The organism is Streptomyces sp. NPDC056580, from assembly GCF_042793175.1.
In the GTDB taxonomy this organism is placed as follows: Bacteria; Actinomycetota; Actinomycetes; order Streptomycetales; family Streptomycetaceae; genus Streptomyces.
On the sequence record NZ_JBHTVE010000001.1, the window covers coordinates 177,738 to 195,307 of the forward strand.

A 17,570-nucleotide genomic window follows, 5' to 3' on the forward strand; every position below is an offset into this window, starting at 1 on the left:
CGGGTCAGCCGCCGAGCGCGGCCCGGACCACGCCCTTGGCCTCCTCCTGAACCCGGGCGAGGTGCTCGTGGCCGAGGAACGACTCGGCGTAGATCTTGTAGACGTCCTCGGTGCCCGAAGGGCGGGCCGCGAACCAGGCGTTGTCGGTGGTGACCTTGATCCCGCCGATTGCGGCGCCGTTGCCGGGCGCCTCGGTGAGGACGCCGGTGACCGCCTCGCCCGCCAGGGTGTCGGCGGTGACCTGGGCCGGGGACAGCTTGGCGAGCAGGGCCTTCTCCTCGCGGGTCGCCGGGGCGTCGATACGGGCGTAGGCGGGTGCGCCGAAGCGGGCGGTCAGGCCGGCGTAGTGCTCCGACGGCGTCCGGTCGGTGACCGCCGTGATCTCGGAGGCGAGGAGCGCCAGCAGGATGCCGTCCTTGTCGGTGGTCCACACCGAGCCGTCCCGGCGCAGGAAGGACGCCCCGGCCGACTCCTCGCCGCCGAAGCCGATGGTGCCGCCGGCCAGCCCGTCCACGAACCACTTGAAGCCGACCGGTACTTCGACCAGCCGCCGGTCCAGGTCGGCGGCGACCCGGTCGATCATCGTCGAGGAGACCAGGGTCTTGCCGATGCCGGTGCCCGCGGGCCACCGCTCGCGGTGCCGGAACAGGTAGGAGATGGCGACGGCGAGGTAGTGGTTGGGGTTCATCAGGCCCCCGTCCGGGGTGACGATCCCGTGGCGGTCGGCGTCGGCGTCGTTGCCGGTGGCGATGCGGAACCGGTCGCTCTGCTCGATCAGCGAGGCCATCGCGTAGGGCGACGAGCAGTCCATGCGGATCTTGCCGTCCCAGTCCAGCGTCATGAACCGCCAGGTGGGATCGGTGTGCGGGTTGACCACGGTGAGGTCGAGGCGGTGCTGCTCCGCGATGCGGCCCCAGTAGGCGACGGACGCCCCGCCGAGCGGGTCGGCGCCGATGCGCACCCCGGCCGCGCGGATCGCGTCGAGGTCCAGGACGCTCGGCAGGTCGCCGACGTAGGCGCCGAGGAAGTCGTACCGCTGGGTGGTCCCGGCGGCGAGCGCGCGGGCGTACGGCAGCCGCCGTACCTCCTTCATGCCGCCCGTGATGATCTGGTTGGCGCGGTCCTGGATCCAGGACGTCGCGTCGGAGGCCGCGGGGCCGCCGCTGGGCGGGTTGTACTTGAAGCCGCCGTCGGCGGGCGGGTTGTGCGAGGGGGTGACGACGACGCCGTCGGCGAGTCCGGTGTCGCGGCCCCGGTTGTGGGTGAGGATGGCGTGCGAGACAGCCGGGGTCGGGGTGTAGCCGTCCGCGCTGTCGATGAGCACGGTCACGTCGTTGGCCGCGAACACCTCCAGCGCGGTGACCCGGGCGGGCTCGGACAGGGCGTGCGTGTCGGCGCCGAGGAACAGCGGCCCGTCGGTGCCCTGGGCCGTGCGGTACTCGCAGATGGCCTGGCTGGTGGCGGCGATGTGGTCGTCGTTGAAGGCGGCCGCCAGGGACGAACCGCGGTGCCCCGACGTGCCGAACGCCACCCGCTGGCCGGGGTCGGCCGGGTCGGGTCGCAGCGCGTAGTACGCCGTGACCAGCCGGGCCACGTCGATGAGGTCCTCGGGACCGGCCGGCCGTCCCGCTCGCTCGTGCGGCATGAGTCCGCTCCTCCGCATCGGTGTGATCGATCGCTCGGGGTCATCTTTCCCCGTCGGGGCCGGGGCGTGCGAGTGCGCCCGCACCTGTAGGGGCGCGTCGGCCACGGGCTCCGCGGTGATCCGCTTCCCCGGCGATCACTTGTCGCCAGCTCCAGTGTGCCCTTGCCGCAGGCGGGTAACCGTCCGTGTCCGGACCCGCCTTCGTGGCCCCTGGCCGGACGTCTCGCCCTGTCGCTGCCGGCCGGGGGCCGGGGGCGCGCCGGACGGCGCCCCCGGCCCCCGTGGGCCGGCGGGTCACGGCTCACTGCGCGGCAGGCCGCGCGCCGGGTCCGGTGCTCCCGGTCCCGGGCGCCGTGAGGCTGCCGCGCCCGCCGTGGCGTCTCCGGGCCCGGGCGTCAGCCGATGTGGTAACTGTCGCCGTACACCTTCCAGTCCAGCGGCGTGTTCAGGTCGAGGTTGCCCTTGCGCAGGAAGACCCGCTGCGCGGTGTCGACCCTGCTGGTGTCGCTGTGGGCCTCCTCCTGCTTCATGGCCCACACCCGCGCGTCGAGGAAGGCGTTCAGGTACGCCGTCTCGCCGCCGCCCTGCGCCGGCGGCTTGGCGCTGCGCAGGGCACGGCGCCGGATGTTGCGGAAGCTGGTGGGGTCGTCGCCGTCGCCGTGCATGACGATGGCGTCGTAGTAGGCGAACTGGCCGAGCGCGCGCAGCCCGTCCGCCTTGCCCTGGGCGACGGCGGGGCCGAAGTAGACCCGGTCGCGTTCGTCGTTCTGCGCCTGCTGGAAGGCCGGGTCCTGGGCGGCGCGGCGCCAGTCCCGGGGGTAGTCGGGGTCCAGGCCGTCGTGCGAGTCGGTGCCGTCGACCCGGCGCAGGGCCGGCAGGTACCGGGCCAGGACGTTGCCGGGGCTGCGGTCGGTGTAGAGCTGGACGAGGTCGAGCATGTCGCCGGTGCCGGAGCAGAAGCCGATGATGCCTGCGGTGTAGCCGCGCCCGTCGCCGATGTCCTCGATGTACTTGTACTGGGCCTTCCAGTCGAGCGAGGAGTTCTCCGCACTGGAGACCAGCTGCATGGCGATCTCCTTCTTCGCCGGGTCGTCGAGGCCGGGGGCGGCGGCCGCGGCCCGCGCGGTACGCGGGAGCCCGGCGAGCAGGGTGCCGGTGGCGGCGGCGCCCAGCAGGGCGACGGCGGTACGGCGGGACAGGGCGGTGTGGGCCGCGGGCCGGCGGTCTGTGTAGGCCACAGGGACTCCAAGGGGATGTGGGGGGTTGGGAGTTGGGTTCCGTGCCGAACTGATAGGAAAGTTTCCTATCGCTTTCGGCGACGGCCCGTAACCCGTACCGCGCGAAGTTCGTAGGATCGAACAGTGCGCTCCCCCGGACCCGTCCGGCGAGTGGCCTCGGCACCCGAAGGGCGGCCGCGCGGCGCCGGGCTCCCGCCCGCCGCCGGGATCACGCGTGCGGCGTGCCGACCCGCTCCCGCGCGAAGTCGTACAGCTCCTTCGAGGTGGTGATCAGCTCCCGCCGCTCCTCCTGCGAACCGACCATCGGCTGCGAGCCGTTGAGCGGCACCTGGGCGCTCTCCGGCAGGAACTTCACCGTCAGCAGGCCGATGGCGCCGGCCAGCATCAGGTAGTAGGCCGGCATCAGGTCGTCGCCGGTGGCGCCGACGAGCGCGGCGGTGACCAGCGGTGTGGTGCCGCCGAACGCGGCGACGGCGAGGTTGAAGCCGATGCCCATGGCCGCGTACCGGACGGCGGTCGGGAACAGCGCGGGCAGCGTGGCCGCGCTGGGCGCGGCGAAGCAGGCCAGCAGGGTGGACAGCAGCAGTACGCCGAGGATCGGCTGCCAGGTCCCCGCCGCCTTGATCAGCAGGAACGCGGGAACGGCCAGCACGATCATCGCGGCCGCGGCGATGGCGTAGAGGGGGCGCCGGCCGACGCGGTCGCTGAGCCGGCCGAGGAAGGTGATCAGCAGGACGATCCACACCATGCCGATCAGCACCAGGACGTCGGCGGAGCCGCTGGAGCGGTGGAGCGCCTCGGTCTGGTAGGTCGGCAGGTAGCCGGTGACCATGTAGTTGGTGACGTTGTAGAGCAGCACCAGGCCCATGCAGATGAGCAGGGCGGGCCAGTGCTTCCTGACGATCTCCTTGAACTCGCCGCCCGCCGACTCCTGCGCCAGGCTCTTCTCGTGCTCGTCCAGTTGCTGCTGGAAGGCCGGGGACTCCTCCAGCTTGAGCCGCATGTAGAGGCCGATCACGCCGAGCGGCCCGGCGATCAGGAAGGGGACCCGCCAGCCCCAGGAGAGCATCTGGGCGTCGGTCAGCATCAGGTTCAGCGCGGTCACCAGGGCCGAGCCGAGCGCGTAACCGACGAAGGTGCCGAAGTCGAGCCAGCTCGAGAGGAATCCGCGCCTGCGGTCCGGTGAGTACTCGGCGACGAACGTGGTGGCGCCGCCGTACTCGCCGCCGGTGGAGAAGCCCTGCACCATACGGGCCAGCAGGAGCAGCACCGGAGCGGCGATGCCGATGGTGGCGTAACCGGGGATGATTCCGATGGCGAAGGTTCCCACCGCCATCATGATCATGGTGGTGGCGAGCACCTTCTGGCGGCCGATCCGGTCGCCGAGCGGCCCGAAGACCAGGCCGCCGAGGGGCCGCACGACGAAGGCGGCGGCGAAGGTCGCGAACGACGAGATCACCTGGGCCGCCGGGGAGGCGCCGGGGAAGAAGACCTTGCCTATGGTGGCCGCGAGGTAGCTGTAGACGCCGAAGTCGAACCACTCCATGCAGTTGCCCAGTGCCGAGGCGCCCACGGCGCGCCTGAGCAGCGGCGGTTCGACGACCTGGACGTCGTCCTTTCGGAAGGCGCGCCGGTTGCGGCGGAGCCTGCGGGCCAGTTCCTCGCGGACCTGGCGCGGCAGCTCCGCGACGGCCCGCGGAGTCCTCGGCCCTGCGCCGGCCCGGTGTCCACCGTCAGGCGTGACCCCGCTCATGGGCGTCTCCCTTCCACTGCCCGCCGGCCCGTCCCCGGGCGCCCGGGCCCTTGTCACCACGTGCCCCACCCATCTGCCCTGCTTCGCACCCGCCACACTGCAAAGCGGCCGCACGTCCCGCAGGGCACCTGGGCGCCGCGCCGCGGCCGATTCAGAAACCGGACCGCTCAATGCCATGACGGGCGGCGGTTGGACTTACGAATCATGGAGGCGCAGGGTGGACGTGCCCTCTCGCACACGACTGGCACCCCTACGGCACCACCCGGAGACGACCCGATGAACCACGTCGCGAACCCCGCTCGCTACGACGGCACCATGCGCTACCGGCGCACCGGCCGCTCGGGACTGGACCTCCCGCTCCTGTCCCTGGGCTACTGGCACAACTTCGGCGACGACCGCCCCTTCGAGACCCAGCGCGAGATCGCGCTGCGCGCCTTCGACCTCGGGATCACCCACCACGACCTGGCGAACAACTACGGCCCGCCGTACGGCTCCGCGGAGATCAACTTCGGCCGGCTGCTGCGGCGGGACCTCGCGCCGTACCGGGACGAGCTGGTGATCTCCACCAAGGCGGGCTGGGACATGTGGCCGGGCCCCTACGGGCAGGGCGGCGGCTCCCGCAAGTACGTGCTGGCCTCGCTGGACCAGTCGCTCAGGCGCATGGGCGTGGACTACGTGGACGTCTTCTACTCCCACCGGCTGGACGCGACCACGCCGCTGGAGGAGACGATGGGCGCGCTGGACACCGCCGTCCGCCAGGGCAAGGCCCTGTACGTCGGCATCTCCTCCTACGACACCGAGCGCAGCCGGCAGGCCGCCGCGATCCTGCGCGAGCTGGGCACGCCGCTGCTGATCCACCAGCCGTCGTACAGCATGCTCAACCGCTGGATCGAGACCGACGGCCTGCTGGACGCGGCCGAGGAGGAGGGCTTCGGGGTCATCGGCTTCACCGCCCTCGCCCAGGGGCTGCTGACCGGCCGCTACCTGGAGGGCGTGCCGCGGGACTCGCGGGCCGCGGCGGGCAAGTCGTTCGACCCGGCCTGGCTGACCGAGGACATGCGCGGCCGCCTGCGCGCCCTGAACGACATCGCCGCGCGGCGCGGGCAGAGCCTCGCGCAGCTGGCACTGGCCTGGGCACTGCGTGACGAGCGGGTCACCTCGCTGGTCATCGGCGCCTCCCGCACCGAGCAGCTCGAACAGAACGTCGCCGCGCTGGAGAACCTCGAGTTCAGCGCCGAAGAACTGGCCGAGATCGACAAGTACGCCACCGACGGCGGCGTGGACCTGTGGCGGGAGGCACGCCAGGGAACCCTCGGCTGACACCTGGCACCGAGCGCCGTCAGATTTGGACATAAGTAAAAAGTCAGACATAATGGGGCCATCCGGACCGTGACCGCGACTCGAGGAGCCGCCCCCCGTATGGCCTACGGAGCGCACCACAGCCCCTTCCCGCCGCCCCGCCCCGACCTCGGTCTGGCCCGCGACTGCGAGCACTGCCTCGGCTGGGGAACCGTCGTCACCCGCGACGGCGGGCACGAACTCTGCCGGACCTGCCAGCCCGACCCGCGCGACGGAGAGACCGGCCCCGGCTCCACCCCCTGAGTGCCGTCCCGCCCTCCTCGAACCGGAACCACTGCGTGGCCTTGCCACGCAAGGGGTTAAGATCCCGGTAATGGTTTCCTCAAGAAACCTTCAAGTCGAGCAGGGGGGCGGTCATGGGCGCAGCGCGCACCAGCAGCACGCCGTTGCCGGGAATCGGTGTGCGGTACGACCTGACGACACGGGAGCGGCAACGGCTCTCGGTGGTGGCCCACCGCGACGGCGCGAGGACGCTCAGCGCGTACCAGGGTGACGATCCCGACGCCTGCGCCCTGTCCGCGCGGCTCACCGGCGGCGAGGCGCAGGCGCTGGCCGAGGCCCTCCAGCCGACGCACCACAGCCCGAACCTGCTCTCCACCACGGAGCTGGGCCTGGTCGCCGAGCGGATCGAGCTGTCCGCGGTCTCGCACTGGAACGGCCGGCTGCTCGGCGACACCCGGATGCGCACGGAGACCGGGGTCTCCATCGTGGCCGTGCTGCGGCGCGCCGAGGCGATCCCCTCCCCCGGGCCCGGCTTCCGGCTGGCCGGCGGGGACACGCTCATCGTGATCGGCACCCGCGAGGGCGTCGACGCGGCCGCCGCGATCCTCGGCCGGGAGTGATGCGGATGCACTCCTCCGCGGTCTTCCTGATCGAGTTCGGTGCGATCATCCTCGGCCTCGGGCTGCTGGGCCGGCTCGCCGCGCGCCTGAGCTTCTCCCCCATCCCCCTGTACCTGCTGGCCGGGCTGGCCTTCGGCGAGGGCGGGCTGCTGCCGCTCGGCGCCAGCGAGGAGTTCGTGGCGATCGGCGCCGAGATCGGCGTAGTCCTGCTGCTGCTCATGCTGGGCCTGGAGTACACGGCCAGCGACCTGGTCTCCAACCTCAGGACCCAGTACCCCGCCGGGATCGTCGACGCCACCCTCAACGCCCTGCCGGGCGCCGTGATGGCGCTGCTGCTCGGCTGGGGTCCCATCGCCGCCGTCGTCCTCGCCGGCATCACCTGGATCTCCTCCTCCGGCGTCATCGCCAAGGTCCTGGGAGACCTGGGCCGGATAGGCAACCGGGAGACCCCGGTGATCCTCAGCATCCTGGTGCTCGAGGACCTGTCGATGGCGGTCTACCTTCCCGTCGTCACCGCCCTGCTGGCCGGGACCGGGCTCGCCGCGGGCAGCGTGACACTGGCCGTGGCCCTCGGCGTCGCCGGTCTCGTCCTGCTGCCGGCGGTGCGGTTCGGGCGGCACATCTCCCGCTTCGTCTCCAGCGACGACCCCGAGAAGCTGCTGCTCGTCGTGCTGGGACTGACCCTGCTGGTGGCCGGCGTGGCCCAGCAGCTGCAGGTCTCGGCGGCGGTGGGCGCGTTCCTGGTCGGCATCGCGCTCTCCGGTGAGGTCGCCGAGGGCGCGCACAACCTGCTCGCGCCGCTGCGGGACCTCTTCGCCGCGGTGTTCTTCGTGTTCTTCGGCCTGCACACCGATCCGGCCAGCATCCCGCCGGTGCTGCTGCCCGCGCTCGCCCTGGCGGTCGTCACCACGCTCACCAAGATCGCGACGGGTTACTGGGCGGCGCGCCGGGCGGGCATATCCGCCAAGGGCAGGTGGCGGGCCGGCGGCACGCTGGTGGCCCGCGGCGAGTTCTCCATCGTCATCGCCGGTCTGGCGGTGACCGCCGGCATCGACTCCGACCTCGGCCCGCTGGCCACGGCGTACGTCCTCATCCTGGTGGTCCTCGGTCCGCTCACCGCCCGCTACACCGAACCGGTCGCCCGCCGGCTGGCCGGCCTCGCCGGCCGCCGCACGGCACCGGCCGCCGGCGGCCCCTCACCGGCCGAGGACGACGAGTCGGCGCTGCTGGACCAGGACCCCGTCGGCCGCTCCTGACCCCGCGCCGGCCGGCCGAGGACCCGCACCCCTCGGCCGCCCGGCTTGGGACCAGCTCCGCCTGCCGCCGGCCGGTCCCCCTCAGTCCGCCCACCCGGTGCCGCGGGCGTGCAGGTACTCCAGGGCGTCGAGCACGACGGTGCGGCGGTACCACGAGCGCCAGGCGGCGAGGTCGCCGGCCAGTTCCCCGAGGGCGGTCTCCTGTCCCGCCGCCGGCCAGGCGCCCGGTTCCGCCCGGTGCACGGACACCACGCCTTTGCATTTGCCCTCGGTGGTCATCATCGGGGTGCTGTGCACGGCGCGGCTGCCCGCGGCGAGCGTGGCCCGGCCGACGGGGTGCCCGGCGAGGTCCGGGTCGGCGGCCACGTCGGAGACGGTCACCGGCTTGCCGGCCGCCTGGGCCCGGGCGCACACCGCGGGCGGACCGCAGACCAGGGCGAGGCAGTCGCGGTAGGCGGCGTCCAGCGCGTGGTGGGCCTCCAGGACGAGGGCCTCACGGGTGTGGTCGGTCAGGTGGATCTCCGCCGCGTCCGCGTCGGTCACGGTCACCGCCGTGTACACGGCGGCCCTGAGGACCTGCCGGCGGTCTCGTACGTCCACCGCGGCGCGCGGCGCGAGGTCGAGGACGGGCGGCGGAAGGTGACGGCGTCCGGGGAACCACTCCTGCGGCGCCCGCGGCGCCGGCGCGCTCACCACCGCCGCGGCCAGCACGCGCAGCGGCACGTTGTGGTGCTGGGAGCCGGCCCGCAGCAGGGCGAACGCCTCCTCGGGGCCCGGCAGGCCGTAGCGGGCGAGCAGCATGCCCTGGGCGATCCCGATGAGCCCGCTGGTGCGCGCCTTCGCCCGCAGCCCGAACACCTCGCTGCGCACGTCCTCCGGCACCGCCCGCGCCGCTTCTGGCCGCGGCCCCGCGGCGGCCGCCCGGCACACGACGGCCAGGGCCTCCTCAAGGGTGGGACACAACCGCACACCTGGCAGCTCGGCGGCCGTGAGCACCGCGCGCACCGGGGGGCACGCGCCGCTGACCAGGACCGGCTCGGCCCCGAGGTGACGGGTGAGGGCGTACAGGGCGTCCCGGAACTCGGTGCTCGTCCCGCTGACCCCGGAGACGTCCAGGACGAGGAAGAGCCCGCGCCGGCCGGCACTCGCCAGCCGCGGTTCCAGTTCGCGGCTCAGGGCCCGGCCGGCGCCGTGGCGGTCCCAGGCACCGGACAGCCGCAGTACCACCGCGCGGTCGGCCACCGGCAGCACGGTCAGCGAGGCGCCCGTGGTCACGGTGCGCCGTCGAGTGGGTTCGTGTGCGCGCACATGTCCGCCCCCGCCGCGCGCGGACCACCGTCCGCCGCCCGGCGGGCTCCTTCCACCACCCTGTTCCCGGTCACCGGGAAAAGGCAAGCAGACGCGGGCCGCGCGGGCGTGACGACACGGGCGACGCTCCCCGGCCGGCCCAGCGGCACCGGCCCCGTGCCCGGCGGGAGCGCCGGGCACGGCACGCCGAGGGGCAGGCCGCGGGGCTCGGGGGTTTGGACCGGGACAGAACGGCAAACCGGATGTCGACCGCACACCGGAACGACGTTGGGATGTGACTACCCGATGGCAGGCAACCAGAAGGCGAAGGCCAAGGCGGAGCAGGCCAAGGGCAAGGCCAAGGAGGCCGTCGGCCGTACCGTCGGCAACGAGCGCCTGGAGGCCGAGGGCCGCATGGAAGGCGCGCGGGGCGACGCCCGGGAGGCCAAGGAGAAGGGCAAGGACGTCTTCAAGCACTGACGAGTTCTGCACCGGAGCAGCACGCCGGGGCAGGCCGCGGGGATCGTTAGACCTGATCTCCGCGGCCTGCCCCGGTTCGCGTGCACTTGATCGACCCTCCAGTGGGTAACCGCGACAGGGACGGCACGCGCCTCCCCGATCAGGAAGGGACCCCGACCCCCGGAGGAAGAGGGCAACGAGGTATGGACATCCAACTGTCGACTCACACGGTCACGCAGGACCGTCCCCCCACCCTGCGGTACAGCCGCACCTGGGACTACGGCGCGCCCTGCATCGCCGAGGCGAGGGACGCGGTAGGCGCCCTCCTGGAGCAGACCCGGCCCGCACCGGGCCGGCGCGCTCTCCAGGACGCCCAGCTGGTCGCCAGCGAGCTCGTCACCAACGCCGTCAAACACGCACCGGGCCCGTGCGCGCTCCTGCTGGAGCTGGCGCCCGACGCCTCGGCGCTGAGCATCACGGTCGTCGACACCTCCCCGGAGCTGCCCCGGCAGCCCCCGCCCGACCCGGGCCGGGTGGGCGGCCACGGGCTGCTCCTGGTGAACATGCTCAGCGGCGGCCTCGGGGTCACCCCGCTGCCGCGCGGCAAGCGCGTCACCGCCACCGTCGCCCTGCACCCCCGACCGGGCGGGTGACGCGGGGCGACGACGCCGCACGGCTCCGGCCGGCCCGGGCGTTCGGCTCAGGCAAGCCTCAGCCCCACGATGCAGGTGTCGTCGTCCGTGTCCGACCTGCTGTGCGTGAGCAGCCGGTCCAGGTGCTGGTCCAGGCCGCCGGGTGCGGAGCGGGCCATGGACAGCAGATGCGACAGGGACTCCTGGACGGAGCGGTCCCGTCGCTCGATCAGCCCGTCGGTGTACATCAGCAGGGTGTCCCCGGCCGCCAGTTGCACCTCCGTCTCCTCGTACACCGCGTCCGGTACGGCGCCCAGCAGCAGCCCCTTCAGCGTGGGCATGGCGCTGGCCTCCGCGTCCCGCACCAGAACCGGCGGCAGATGCCCCGCCCGGGCCCAGCGCAGGGTCCGCCGCTCGCCGTCGTACAGACCGCACACCGCGGTGGCGGTGACGGCCCCGGTCAGATGGTGGGCGACGATGTTCAGCCAGGACAGCAGCTGCGCCGGTCCGGCGCCGGTCACGGCCAGGCCGCGCAGGGCGTTGCGGAGCACCACCATGCTGGTCGCCGCCTCTATGCCGTGCCCGGCCACGTCCCCCACGCACAGCAGCACGAGGCCCGAGGGCAGCACCACCGCGTCGTACCAGTCGCCGCCGACCAGGTGCTCCGTCTCCGCGGGCCGGTACCGCACGGCCACCTGCAGGTCCGGCACCTCCAGGGGGGCCTGGGCCGGGGGCATGATGGCGTGCTGGAGCTGCAGGGCCAGCCGGTTGCGCTCGTCGGCCTGCTGCTCGGTGTGGGCGAGCTGGTCACGGGTGGCGGCCAGGGCGACCTCGGTCCAGTGCTGGGCCGAGATGTCCTGGTAGGCGCCGCGCACCATCAGTAGCTGGCCGTCGGTGTCCAGGACCGGTTCGGCCACCACCCGCACGTGCCGGGTGGCCCCCTCCGGCCGCTGCAGCCGGAAGGCGACGGAGGCCGGGCGCCGCTGGTGCACGAGGGTGCGCAGGAACCGGCCGATGCCGACGGCGTCGTCGGGGTGCGCATGCGCGGCCAGGTCCTCCAGCGGGACGGGCGGGCTGGTGGGCGGGCGGCCGTACAGGTCGAAGAGCTGCCCGTTCCAGGTGATCTCGGCGGTCAGCAGGTTCTCCTCGAAGCCGCCGATACGGCCGAGCCGCTGGGCGTGCTGGAGCAGGCTGGCCAGGCGCGCCGTCTCGTCCTCGATCCGCCAGATCAGCAGCACGCTGGTGCCGTGCCGGCTGATGCTGATGTCCGCGAAGGCCGACAGCGGCACCTGGTCGACCAGGGCGGTGAGCCGCATGCGCTGGGCGCGGAACGGCTCGCCGGTGGCGTACACCCGCTCCACCCGCTGGAACAGCTCGTTGGACCCGGCGGCCATCGGGTAGGCCTCCAGCAGCAGGGCGCCGCCGACCACGGCCCGCGGCCGGCCCGCGGGGTCCAGGAAGCGGCTGTTGACGTGCTGGATGCGGAAGTCGACGAGCCGGCCGGTCTCGTCGAGGTGCGGCACCAGGACGAGCGCCGGGTCGTGCAGCCCGTCCGCCAGGTCCATCAGTTCCACCACGTCCGGCAGCACCCGGGTGTCCTGGGGGCCGGGCAGCAGCGGGTGCGACTCCAGGGTGTGCGCGCACAGCTCGGCGAGTGCCTCGAGCTGGCGGACCACCTGGGGCGGCCGCGGGCCCTCGGGGCCGGGCCAGGCGATCTCCAGGACGCCGTGGATACGGCCGCCCGCGCCCGCCGGCAAGGCGACCCGGGCGCCCTCCGCGAAGTCCCGGCGGCCGATGGTGGGCAGCCCGGACTCGGCGAGGGAGGTGAGCCACTGGCCGCCCGGTTCGGTCAGGCCGCGCCGGGCCACGGTGGCCACGTCCGGCGGCACGTAGCGCCAGCGGTCCGCCTCGGTCTGCGGGAACCCCGCGCTGCCGGCGAGGGTGAGCGAGCCGTCGGATCCGGCGGCCCAGACGGCGACGGCGACCGCGCCGAGCGGCCGCAGGGCGTGCTGGAGGAGCGAGTCGGCCACCGCCTGGGTGTCGTCCGCGGCCAAGGCGCCGCTCTCGGCTGCGCGCAGCCGTACGGCGGCGGAGTCCTCCTCCGCCGCGACCGGGTCCGCGGTGGCGGCCAGGAAGGCCTTGGCGACCTCCGAGACCCGGTCGCGGGCGGCCTGGTTGATGACCTCGACCGCGAACTCCAGCGGGGTCATCCGGGCCTGCTCGGTCAGCTCGGCGAGCTGGCGGGCGGCCTGGGCCGGGCCGCAGCCCAGGCGCTCGACCAGGATGCCCTTGGCCAGTTCCAGCAGCGCCCGGCCCTCGGCCTCGGCCTGCGCCGCCCGTACCTCCCCGCGCAGCCGCTCGACGGTGGCGGCGAGCCTGCCGACGGGCGTGGTGACGGGAGCGCCGGGCCCCGTCTCCTGCGTCGCGCCGGGGAACTCGCCGGCCCCCGACGGGCCGGACGGCTCCGCGACGCCCGTCAGGGCGGACGGCTCCGCGACGCCCGTCAGGGCGGACGGCTCCACGGCCCCGGGCGGGTACGCCGGTTCCACGTCCCCGGGCCCGTCCGCCGGTTCCACGGCCGTGGACGGGCCGGGTACGGCGGGCTGGCCGGCGCCGTGGGCGCCCGGGACCAGGCCGGCCGCCTCGGGCAGCGGTTCGTAGTCGTTCAACGGACACTCTCCTCGGCCGCGGTCACGCGTCGCCTCCTCATGCGGGCAGCCAGCGCCGGACGCAGGCGATGAGGTCCTGGGTGTCCACCGGCTTGGTGACGTAGTCACTGGCTCCGGACGCGAGGCTCTTCTCCCGGTCGCCCTGCATGGCCTTGGCGGTCACGGCGATGACCGGCAGGTCGGCGTACCGGGGCATCCGGCGGATCTCGGCCGTGGCGGTGTAGCCGTCCATCTCGGGCATCATCACGTCCATCAGGACGAGTTCGACGTCCGGGTTGTTCACCAGCGTGTCGATGCCCTTGCGGCCGTTCTCCGCGTGCAGCACCCGGAAACCGTGCAGTTCGAGGATGCCGCTGAGCGCGAACAGGTTCCGGGCGTCGTCGTCGACGACGAGGACCGTGCGGCCGCGGGTCCGCTCGTCCACCGGCTGGGGCGCCGTGACCTGCGGCTCCTCGCCGCGGACCAGGGTGAGCACCTCACCGGGCTCCTCGGCGGACAGGTGCAGGGCGATCCGCTCGCGCAGCTCGTCCAGGCTGTACAGGTACTCCAGCGAGCCGCCCGCGGTGTCCTCGGCGAGGTGCTCGGTGCGGTGCGAGCTGTGCACCAGGACCGGGACGCTCGCCAGCGCGGAGTCGCCGCGCAGCGCCCGCAGGAAGCGCGCCGACTCCCCGTCCGGAGCGCCGAGTTCGACGACGACGCAGTGGCAGGGTTCGGCGGCGAGGGCGCCGGCCGCCTCGTGTGCGCCGACCGCGGCGATGATGTCGACGGTGGCGCCCTCGGCGCGGGTGTGCGCCAGGTCGCCGACGACGCTCTCGGCGACGAGCGTGAGCAGGCCGCGCGGCCGCTCCTCCACCACCAGCAGCCGGCGCGGGCGCTCCCGCCTGGCGACGGCCTGGGGAGCGCCGTCCGGGGCCTCGGTCGCGGGCGACGTGCCGGCCGGCGTCAGCTCGGGCGGCTTCGGGGCGCTGCGCAGCAGCTCCTCGAAGTCCACCCGGGCGACGGGCAGGAAGAGGGAGAAGGTGCTGCCCTTGCCCGGCGTGCTGGTCACGGTGACGGAGCCGCCGAGGAGGTGGGCGATCTCCCGGGTGATGGACAGGCCGAGGCCGGTGCCGCCGTACTTGCGGCTGGTGGTGCCGTCCGCCTGCTGGAAGGCGCCGAAGATGGTCTCCCGCTGCTGCTCGGGGATGCCGATGCCGGTGTCCTTCACCCGGAAGGCCACGATGGCCCCGCCCCGCACCACGCCGTCGGGCACCTCGTCGTCGGCGGCGGGTTCGATGCGCAGTTCCACGCTGCCCTGCTCGGTGAACTTCACCGCGTTGGAGAGCAGGTTGCGCAGGATCTGCCGCAGCCGGGAGTCGTCGGTGATCAGGTCGGCGGGGGCGCCGGGCGCGGTGGTGACGGTGAAGTCGAGGCTCTTCTGCGAGGTCATCGGGCGGAAGGTGGCCTCGACGTACTCGATGAGCTGCCGCAGCGGGACCCGCTCCGGGGTGACGTCCATCTTCCCGGCCTCGACCTTGGACAGGTCGAGGATGTCGTTGATGAGCTGCAGCAGGTCGGAGCCCGCGGAGTGGATGATGCCCGCGTACTCGACCTGCTTCGGGGTGAGGTTGCGGGAGGGGTTCTGGGCCAGCAGCTGGGCCAGGATGAGCAGGCTGTTGAGCGGGGTGCGCAGCTCGTGGCTCATGTTGGCGAGGAACTCGGACTTGTACCGGGAGGCGAGCGACAACTGCTGGGCGCGGGCCTCGAGTTCCTGCCGGGCCTGCTCGATCTGCAGGTTCTTGGCCTCGATGTCCCGGTTCTGGTCGGCCAGCAGGGAGGCCTTGTCCTCCAGTTCCGCGTTGGACTGCTGCAGTTCCTCCTGACGGGCCTGCAACTCGGCGGAGCGCGAGCGCAGTTCGCTGGTGAGGCGCTGGGACTCCTCCAGCAGTTCGTCGGTGCGGGCGTTGGCGACGATCGTGTTCACGTTGACGCCGATGGTGTCCACGAGCTGCTGCAGGAAGTCCCGCTGGACGGGGGTGAACCGAGTGACCGAGGCCAGCTCGATGACGCCGAGGACCTGCTCCTCGAAGACGATGGGCAGCAGCAGCAGCGCGGTGGGCTCGACCTGTCCGAGTCCGGAGGAGATGGTGACGTAGCCGGGCGGCAGCTCGTCCACGGCGATGGTGCGGCGGCTGCGCGCGGCCTGGCCGACCAGGGACCGGCCGAACGGGATGCGGGCGGGCCGGTCGTCCTCCTCGGGCCTGCCGTAGGCGCCGACGAGCCGCAGTTCGGGACCGCTCTCGCCGTCCTCGGCGAGGTAGAAGGCGCCGTACTGGGCGGAGACCTGGGGCACCAGCTCGTCCATGATCAGCTCCGCCACGACCGGCAGGTCGCGGTGGCCCTGCATCAGGGCGGAGATACGGGCGAGGTTGGTCTTGAGCCAGTCCTGTTCCTGGTTGGCCCGGGTGGTCTCGCGCAGCGACTCCACCATGGAGTTGATGTTGTCCTTGAGGTCGGCGACCTCGCCGGAGGCGTCTACGGTGATCGACCGGGTCAGGTCGCCCTCGGCGACGGCGCTGGCCACGTCGGCGATGGCGCGCACCTGCCGGGTGAGGTTGCCGGCGAGTTCGTTGACGTTCTCGGTGAGGCGCTTCCAGGTGCCGGAGACGCCCTCGACCTCGGCCTGGCCACCGAGCCGGCCCTCGGTCCCGACCTCGCGGGCCACACGCGTGACCTCGTCGGCGAACGCCGAGAGCTGGTCCACCATCGTGTTGATGGTCGTCTTCAGTTCGAGGATCTCGCCGCGCGCGTCGACGTCGATCTTCTTGGACAGGTCGCCCTTGGCCACGGCGGTGGTCACCAGCGCGATGTTGCGCACCTGGCCGGTGAGGTTGTTGGCCATGGAGTTGACGTTGTCGGTGAGGTCCTTCCAGGTGCCGGCCACGTTGGGCACGTGCGCCTGGCCGCCGAGCCGGCCCTCGGTGCCCACCTCGCGGGCCACCCGGGTCACCTCGTCGGCGAACGCCGAGAGCGTGTCGACCATGGTGTTGATGACGTCGGCGAGCGCGGCGACCTCGCCCTTGGCCTCGACGGTGATCTTCTGCGACAGGTCGCCCTTGGCGACCGCCGTGGCGACCTGGGCGATGGAGCGGACCTGCCCGGTCAGGTTGGACGCCATCACGTTGACGTTGTCGGTGAGGTCCTTCCAGGTGCCCGAGACACCGCGGACGGTGGCCTGTCCGCCGAGGTTGCCGGCGGTGCCGACCTCGCGGGCCACCCGGGTCACCTCGTCGGCGAACGCGGAGAGCTGGTCCACCATCGTGTTGATGGTGTTCTTCAGCTCCAGGATCTCGCCCCGCGCGTCGACGGTGATCTTCTGCGACAGGTCGCCCTGCGCGACCGCGGTGGCCACCTGGGCGACGTTGCGCACCTGGGCGGTGAGGTTCCCGGCCATGAAGTTGACCGAGTCCGTGAGGTCGCGCCAGGTGCCCTTGACGCCCTTGACGTCAGCCTGGCCGCCGAGCCGGCCCTCGGTGCCCACCTCGCGGGCCACACGCGTGACCTCGTCGGCGAACGCCGAGAGCTGGTCCACCATCGTGTTGATGGTGCTCTTCAGCTCCAGGATCTCGCCCCGCGCGTCCACGGTGATCTTCTGCGACAGGTCGCCCTGCGCGACCGCCGTCGTCACCTGGGCGACGTTGCGCACCTGGGCGGTGAGATTTCCGGCCATGAAATTGACCGAATCCGTGAGGTCCCGCCAGACACCGGCCACCCCGGGCACCTGCGCCTGCCCCCCGAGGCGCCCCTCGGTGCCGACCTCGCGGGCCACCCGGGTCACCTCGTCCGCGAACGCCGAGAGCTGGTCGACCATCGTGTTGACGGTCTCCTTCAGCTGGAGGATCTCGCCGCGCGCGGGCACGTCGATCTTCTGGGAGAGGTCTCCCTTGGCCACGGCGGTGGCGACCTGGGCGATGTCGCGCACCTGGGTGGTGAGGTTGCCCGCCATCGCGTTGACGGAGTCGGTGAGGTCGGCCCAGGTGCCCGATACCCCCGGCACCTCCGCCTGGCCCCCGAGGGTGCCCTCGGTGCCCACCTCGCGGGCCACCCGGGTCACTTCCGAGGTGAACACGGACAACTGGTCGACCATGCCGTTGAAGACGGTGGCGATGTCGCCCATCAGTCCACTGGAGTCGTCCGGCAGACGCGTACCGAAGTCGCCGTCGCGGACGGCCGTCAGCCCCGCGAGGAGACGTCTCAGTTCCTGTTCGCCCGGGACCGCGTCAATCGCCCCAGTCGCCTTGCCGGCCATGTTCACCCTCGTTCCGCTCCCCAGGAGCCCTCGGGCAGAGGGCTCGGAACCACCGCCGGGCACGCGGCCTGACCCGGCCCTTGGTGTGCGCATTTCCGCAGTTCACGGATTTGCCTGATGAGAAAAATACGCCGAAGGCTAA

12 protein-coding genes are annotated in these 17,570 nt (G+C 72.9%); 6 read left to right on the forward strand and 6 right to left on the reverse strand.

Going from position 1 to position 17,570, the window contains the following annotated elements:
- Nucleotides 1-4 precede the first annotated feature (4 nt).
- The 3 genes from pgm to ACFQ9Z_RS00885 all read right to left on the reverse strand — a co-directional run bounded on the left by pgm (nucleotide 5) and on the right by ACFQ9Z_RS00885 (nucleotide 4,636).
- Nucleotides 5-1,645: a phosphoglucomutase (alpha-D-glucose-1,6-bisphosphate-dependent) gene (gene pgm, locus ACFQ9Z_RS00875; RefSeq protein ID WP_383009209.1), complete on the reverse strand. Its 1,641-nt coding sequence runs from the start codon at nucleotides 1,643-1,645 to the stop codon at nucleotides 5-7.
- Between the two features lie 395 nt (nucleotides 1,646-2,040).
- Nucleotides 2,041-2,883, reverse strand: a complete 843-nt coding sequence (locus tag ACFQ9Z_RS00880; RefSeq protein ID WP_383009211.1) for a chitosanase — start codon at nucleotides 2,881-2,883, stop codon at nucleotides 2,041-2,043.
- Nucleotides 2,884-3,091: 208 nt separating this feature from the next.
- On the reverse strand, nucleotides 3,092-4,636 hold the full coding sequence (locus tag ACFQ9Z_RS00885) for an MFS transporter (RefSeq protein ID WP_383009213.1): 1,545 nt from the start codon (nucleotides 4,634-4,636) through the stop codon (nucleotides 3,092-3,094).
- A 276-nt stretch (nucleotides 4,637-4,912) separates the two neighbouring features.
- Here ACFQ9Z_RS00885 and mgrA point away from each other — a divergent pair, with 276 nt between their 5' ends.
- The 4 genes from mgrA to ACFQ9Z_RS00905 all read left to right on the forward strand — a co-directional run bounded on the left by mgrA (nucleotide 4,913) and on the right by ACFQ9Z_RS00905 (nucleotide 8,093).
- Complete coding sequence (mgrA, locus tag ACFQ9Z_RS00890; protein WP_383009216.1) at nucleotides 4,913-5,956, forward strand: L-glyceraldehyde 3-phosphate reductase; 1,044 nt, start codon at nucleotides 4,913-4,915, stop codon at nucleotides 5,954-5,956.
- A gap of 99 nt (nucleotides 5,957-6,055) precedes the next feature.
- Nucleotides 6,056-6,238, forward strand: coding sequence for a hypothetical protein (locus tag ACFQ9Z_RS00895; RefSeq protein ID WP_383009218.1), 183 nt, complete (start codon nucleotides 6,056-6,058; stop codon nucleotides 6,236-6,238).
- 113 nt (nucleotides 6,239-6,351) lie between these two features.
- Nucleotides 6,352-6,837 (forward strand): cation:proton antiporter regulatory subunit, encoded by a 486-nt coding sequence (locus ACFQ9Z_RS00900; protein ID WP_383009220.1) that lies wholly within the window; start codon nucleotides 6,352-6,354, stop codon nucleotides 6,835-6,837.
- Between the two features lie 5 nt (nucleotides 6,838-6,842).
- Nucleotides 6,843-8,093, forward strand: a complete 1,251-nt coding sequence (locus ACFQ9Z_RS00905; protein ID WP_383009222.1) for a cation:proton antiporter — start codon at nucleotides 6,843-6,845, stop codon at nucleotides 8,091-8,093.
- Between the two features lie 81 nt (nucleotides 8,094-8,174).
- On the opposite strand, the gene ACFQ9Z_RS00910 is transcribed toward ACFQ9Z_RS00905, so the two are convergent.
- Nucleotides 8,175-9,368 (reverse strand): ANTAR domain-containing protein, encoded by a 1,194-nt coding sequence (locus ACFQ9Z_RS00910; RefSeq protein ID WP_383009225.1) that lies wholly within the window; start codon nucleotides 9,366-9,368, stop codon nucleotides 8,175-8,177.
- 318 nt (nucleotides 9,369-9,686) lie between these two features.
- Between ACFQ9Z_RS00910 and ACFQ9Z_RS00915 the strand changes: the two genes are divergently transcribed.
- Nucleotides 9,687-9,860 (forward strand): CsbD family protein, encoded by a 174-nt coding sequence (locus tag ACFQ9Z_RS00915; protein ID WP_383009227.1) that lies wholly within the window; start codon nucleotides 9,687-9,689, stop codon nucleotides 9,858-9,860.
- 182 nt (nucleotides 9,861-10,042) lie between these two features.
- Nucleotides 10,043-10,492: an ATP-binding protein gene (locus ACFQ9Z_RS00920; RefSeq protein WP_383009229.1), complete on the forward strand. Its 450-nt coding sequence runs from the start codon at nucleotides 10,043-10,045 to the stop codon at nucleotides 10,490-10,492.
- A gap of 47 nt (nucleotides 10,493-10,539) precedes the next feature.
- Here the strand turns inward: ACFQ9Z_RS00920 and ACFQ9Z_RS00925 are convergent, their stop codons facing one another.
- Together ACFQ9Z_RS00925 and ACFQ9Z_RS00930 are read right to left on the reverse strand one after the other, a co-directional pair.
- The gene (locus tag ACFQ9Z_RS00925) at nucleotides 10,540-12,993 is read right to left on the reverse strand and encodes a SpoIIE family protein phosphatase (protein ID WP_383010273.1); all 2,454 of its coding nucleotides are present in this window, start codon (nucleotides 12,991-12,993) and stop codon (nucleotides 10,540-10,542) included.
- 184 nt (nucleotides 12,994-13,177) lie between these two features.
- Nucleotides 13,178-17,428 (reverse strand): HAMP domain-containing protein, encoded by a 4,251-nt coding sequence (locus ACFQ9Z_RS00930; protein WP_383009231.1) that lies wholly within the window; start codon nucleotides 17,426-17,428, stop codon nucleotides 13,178-13,180.
- Between the last annotated feature and the right edge of the window lie 142 nt (nucleotides 17,429-17,570).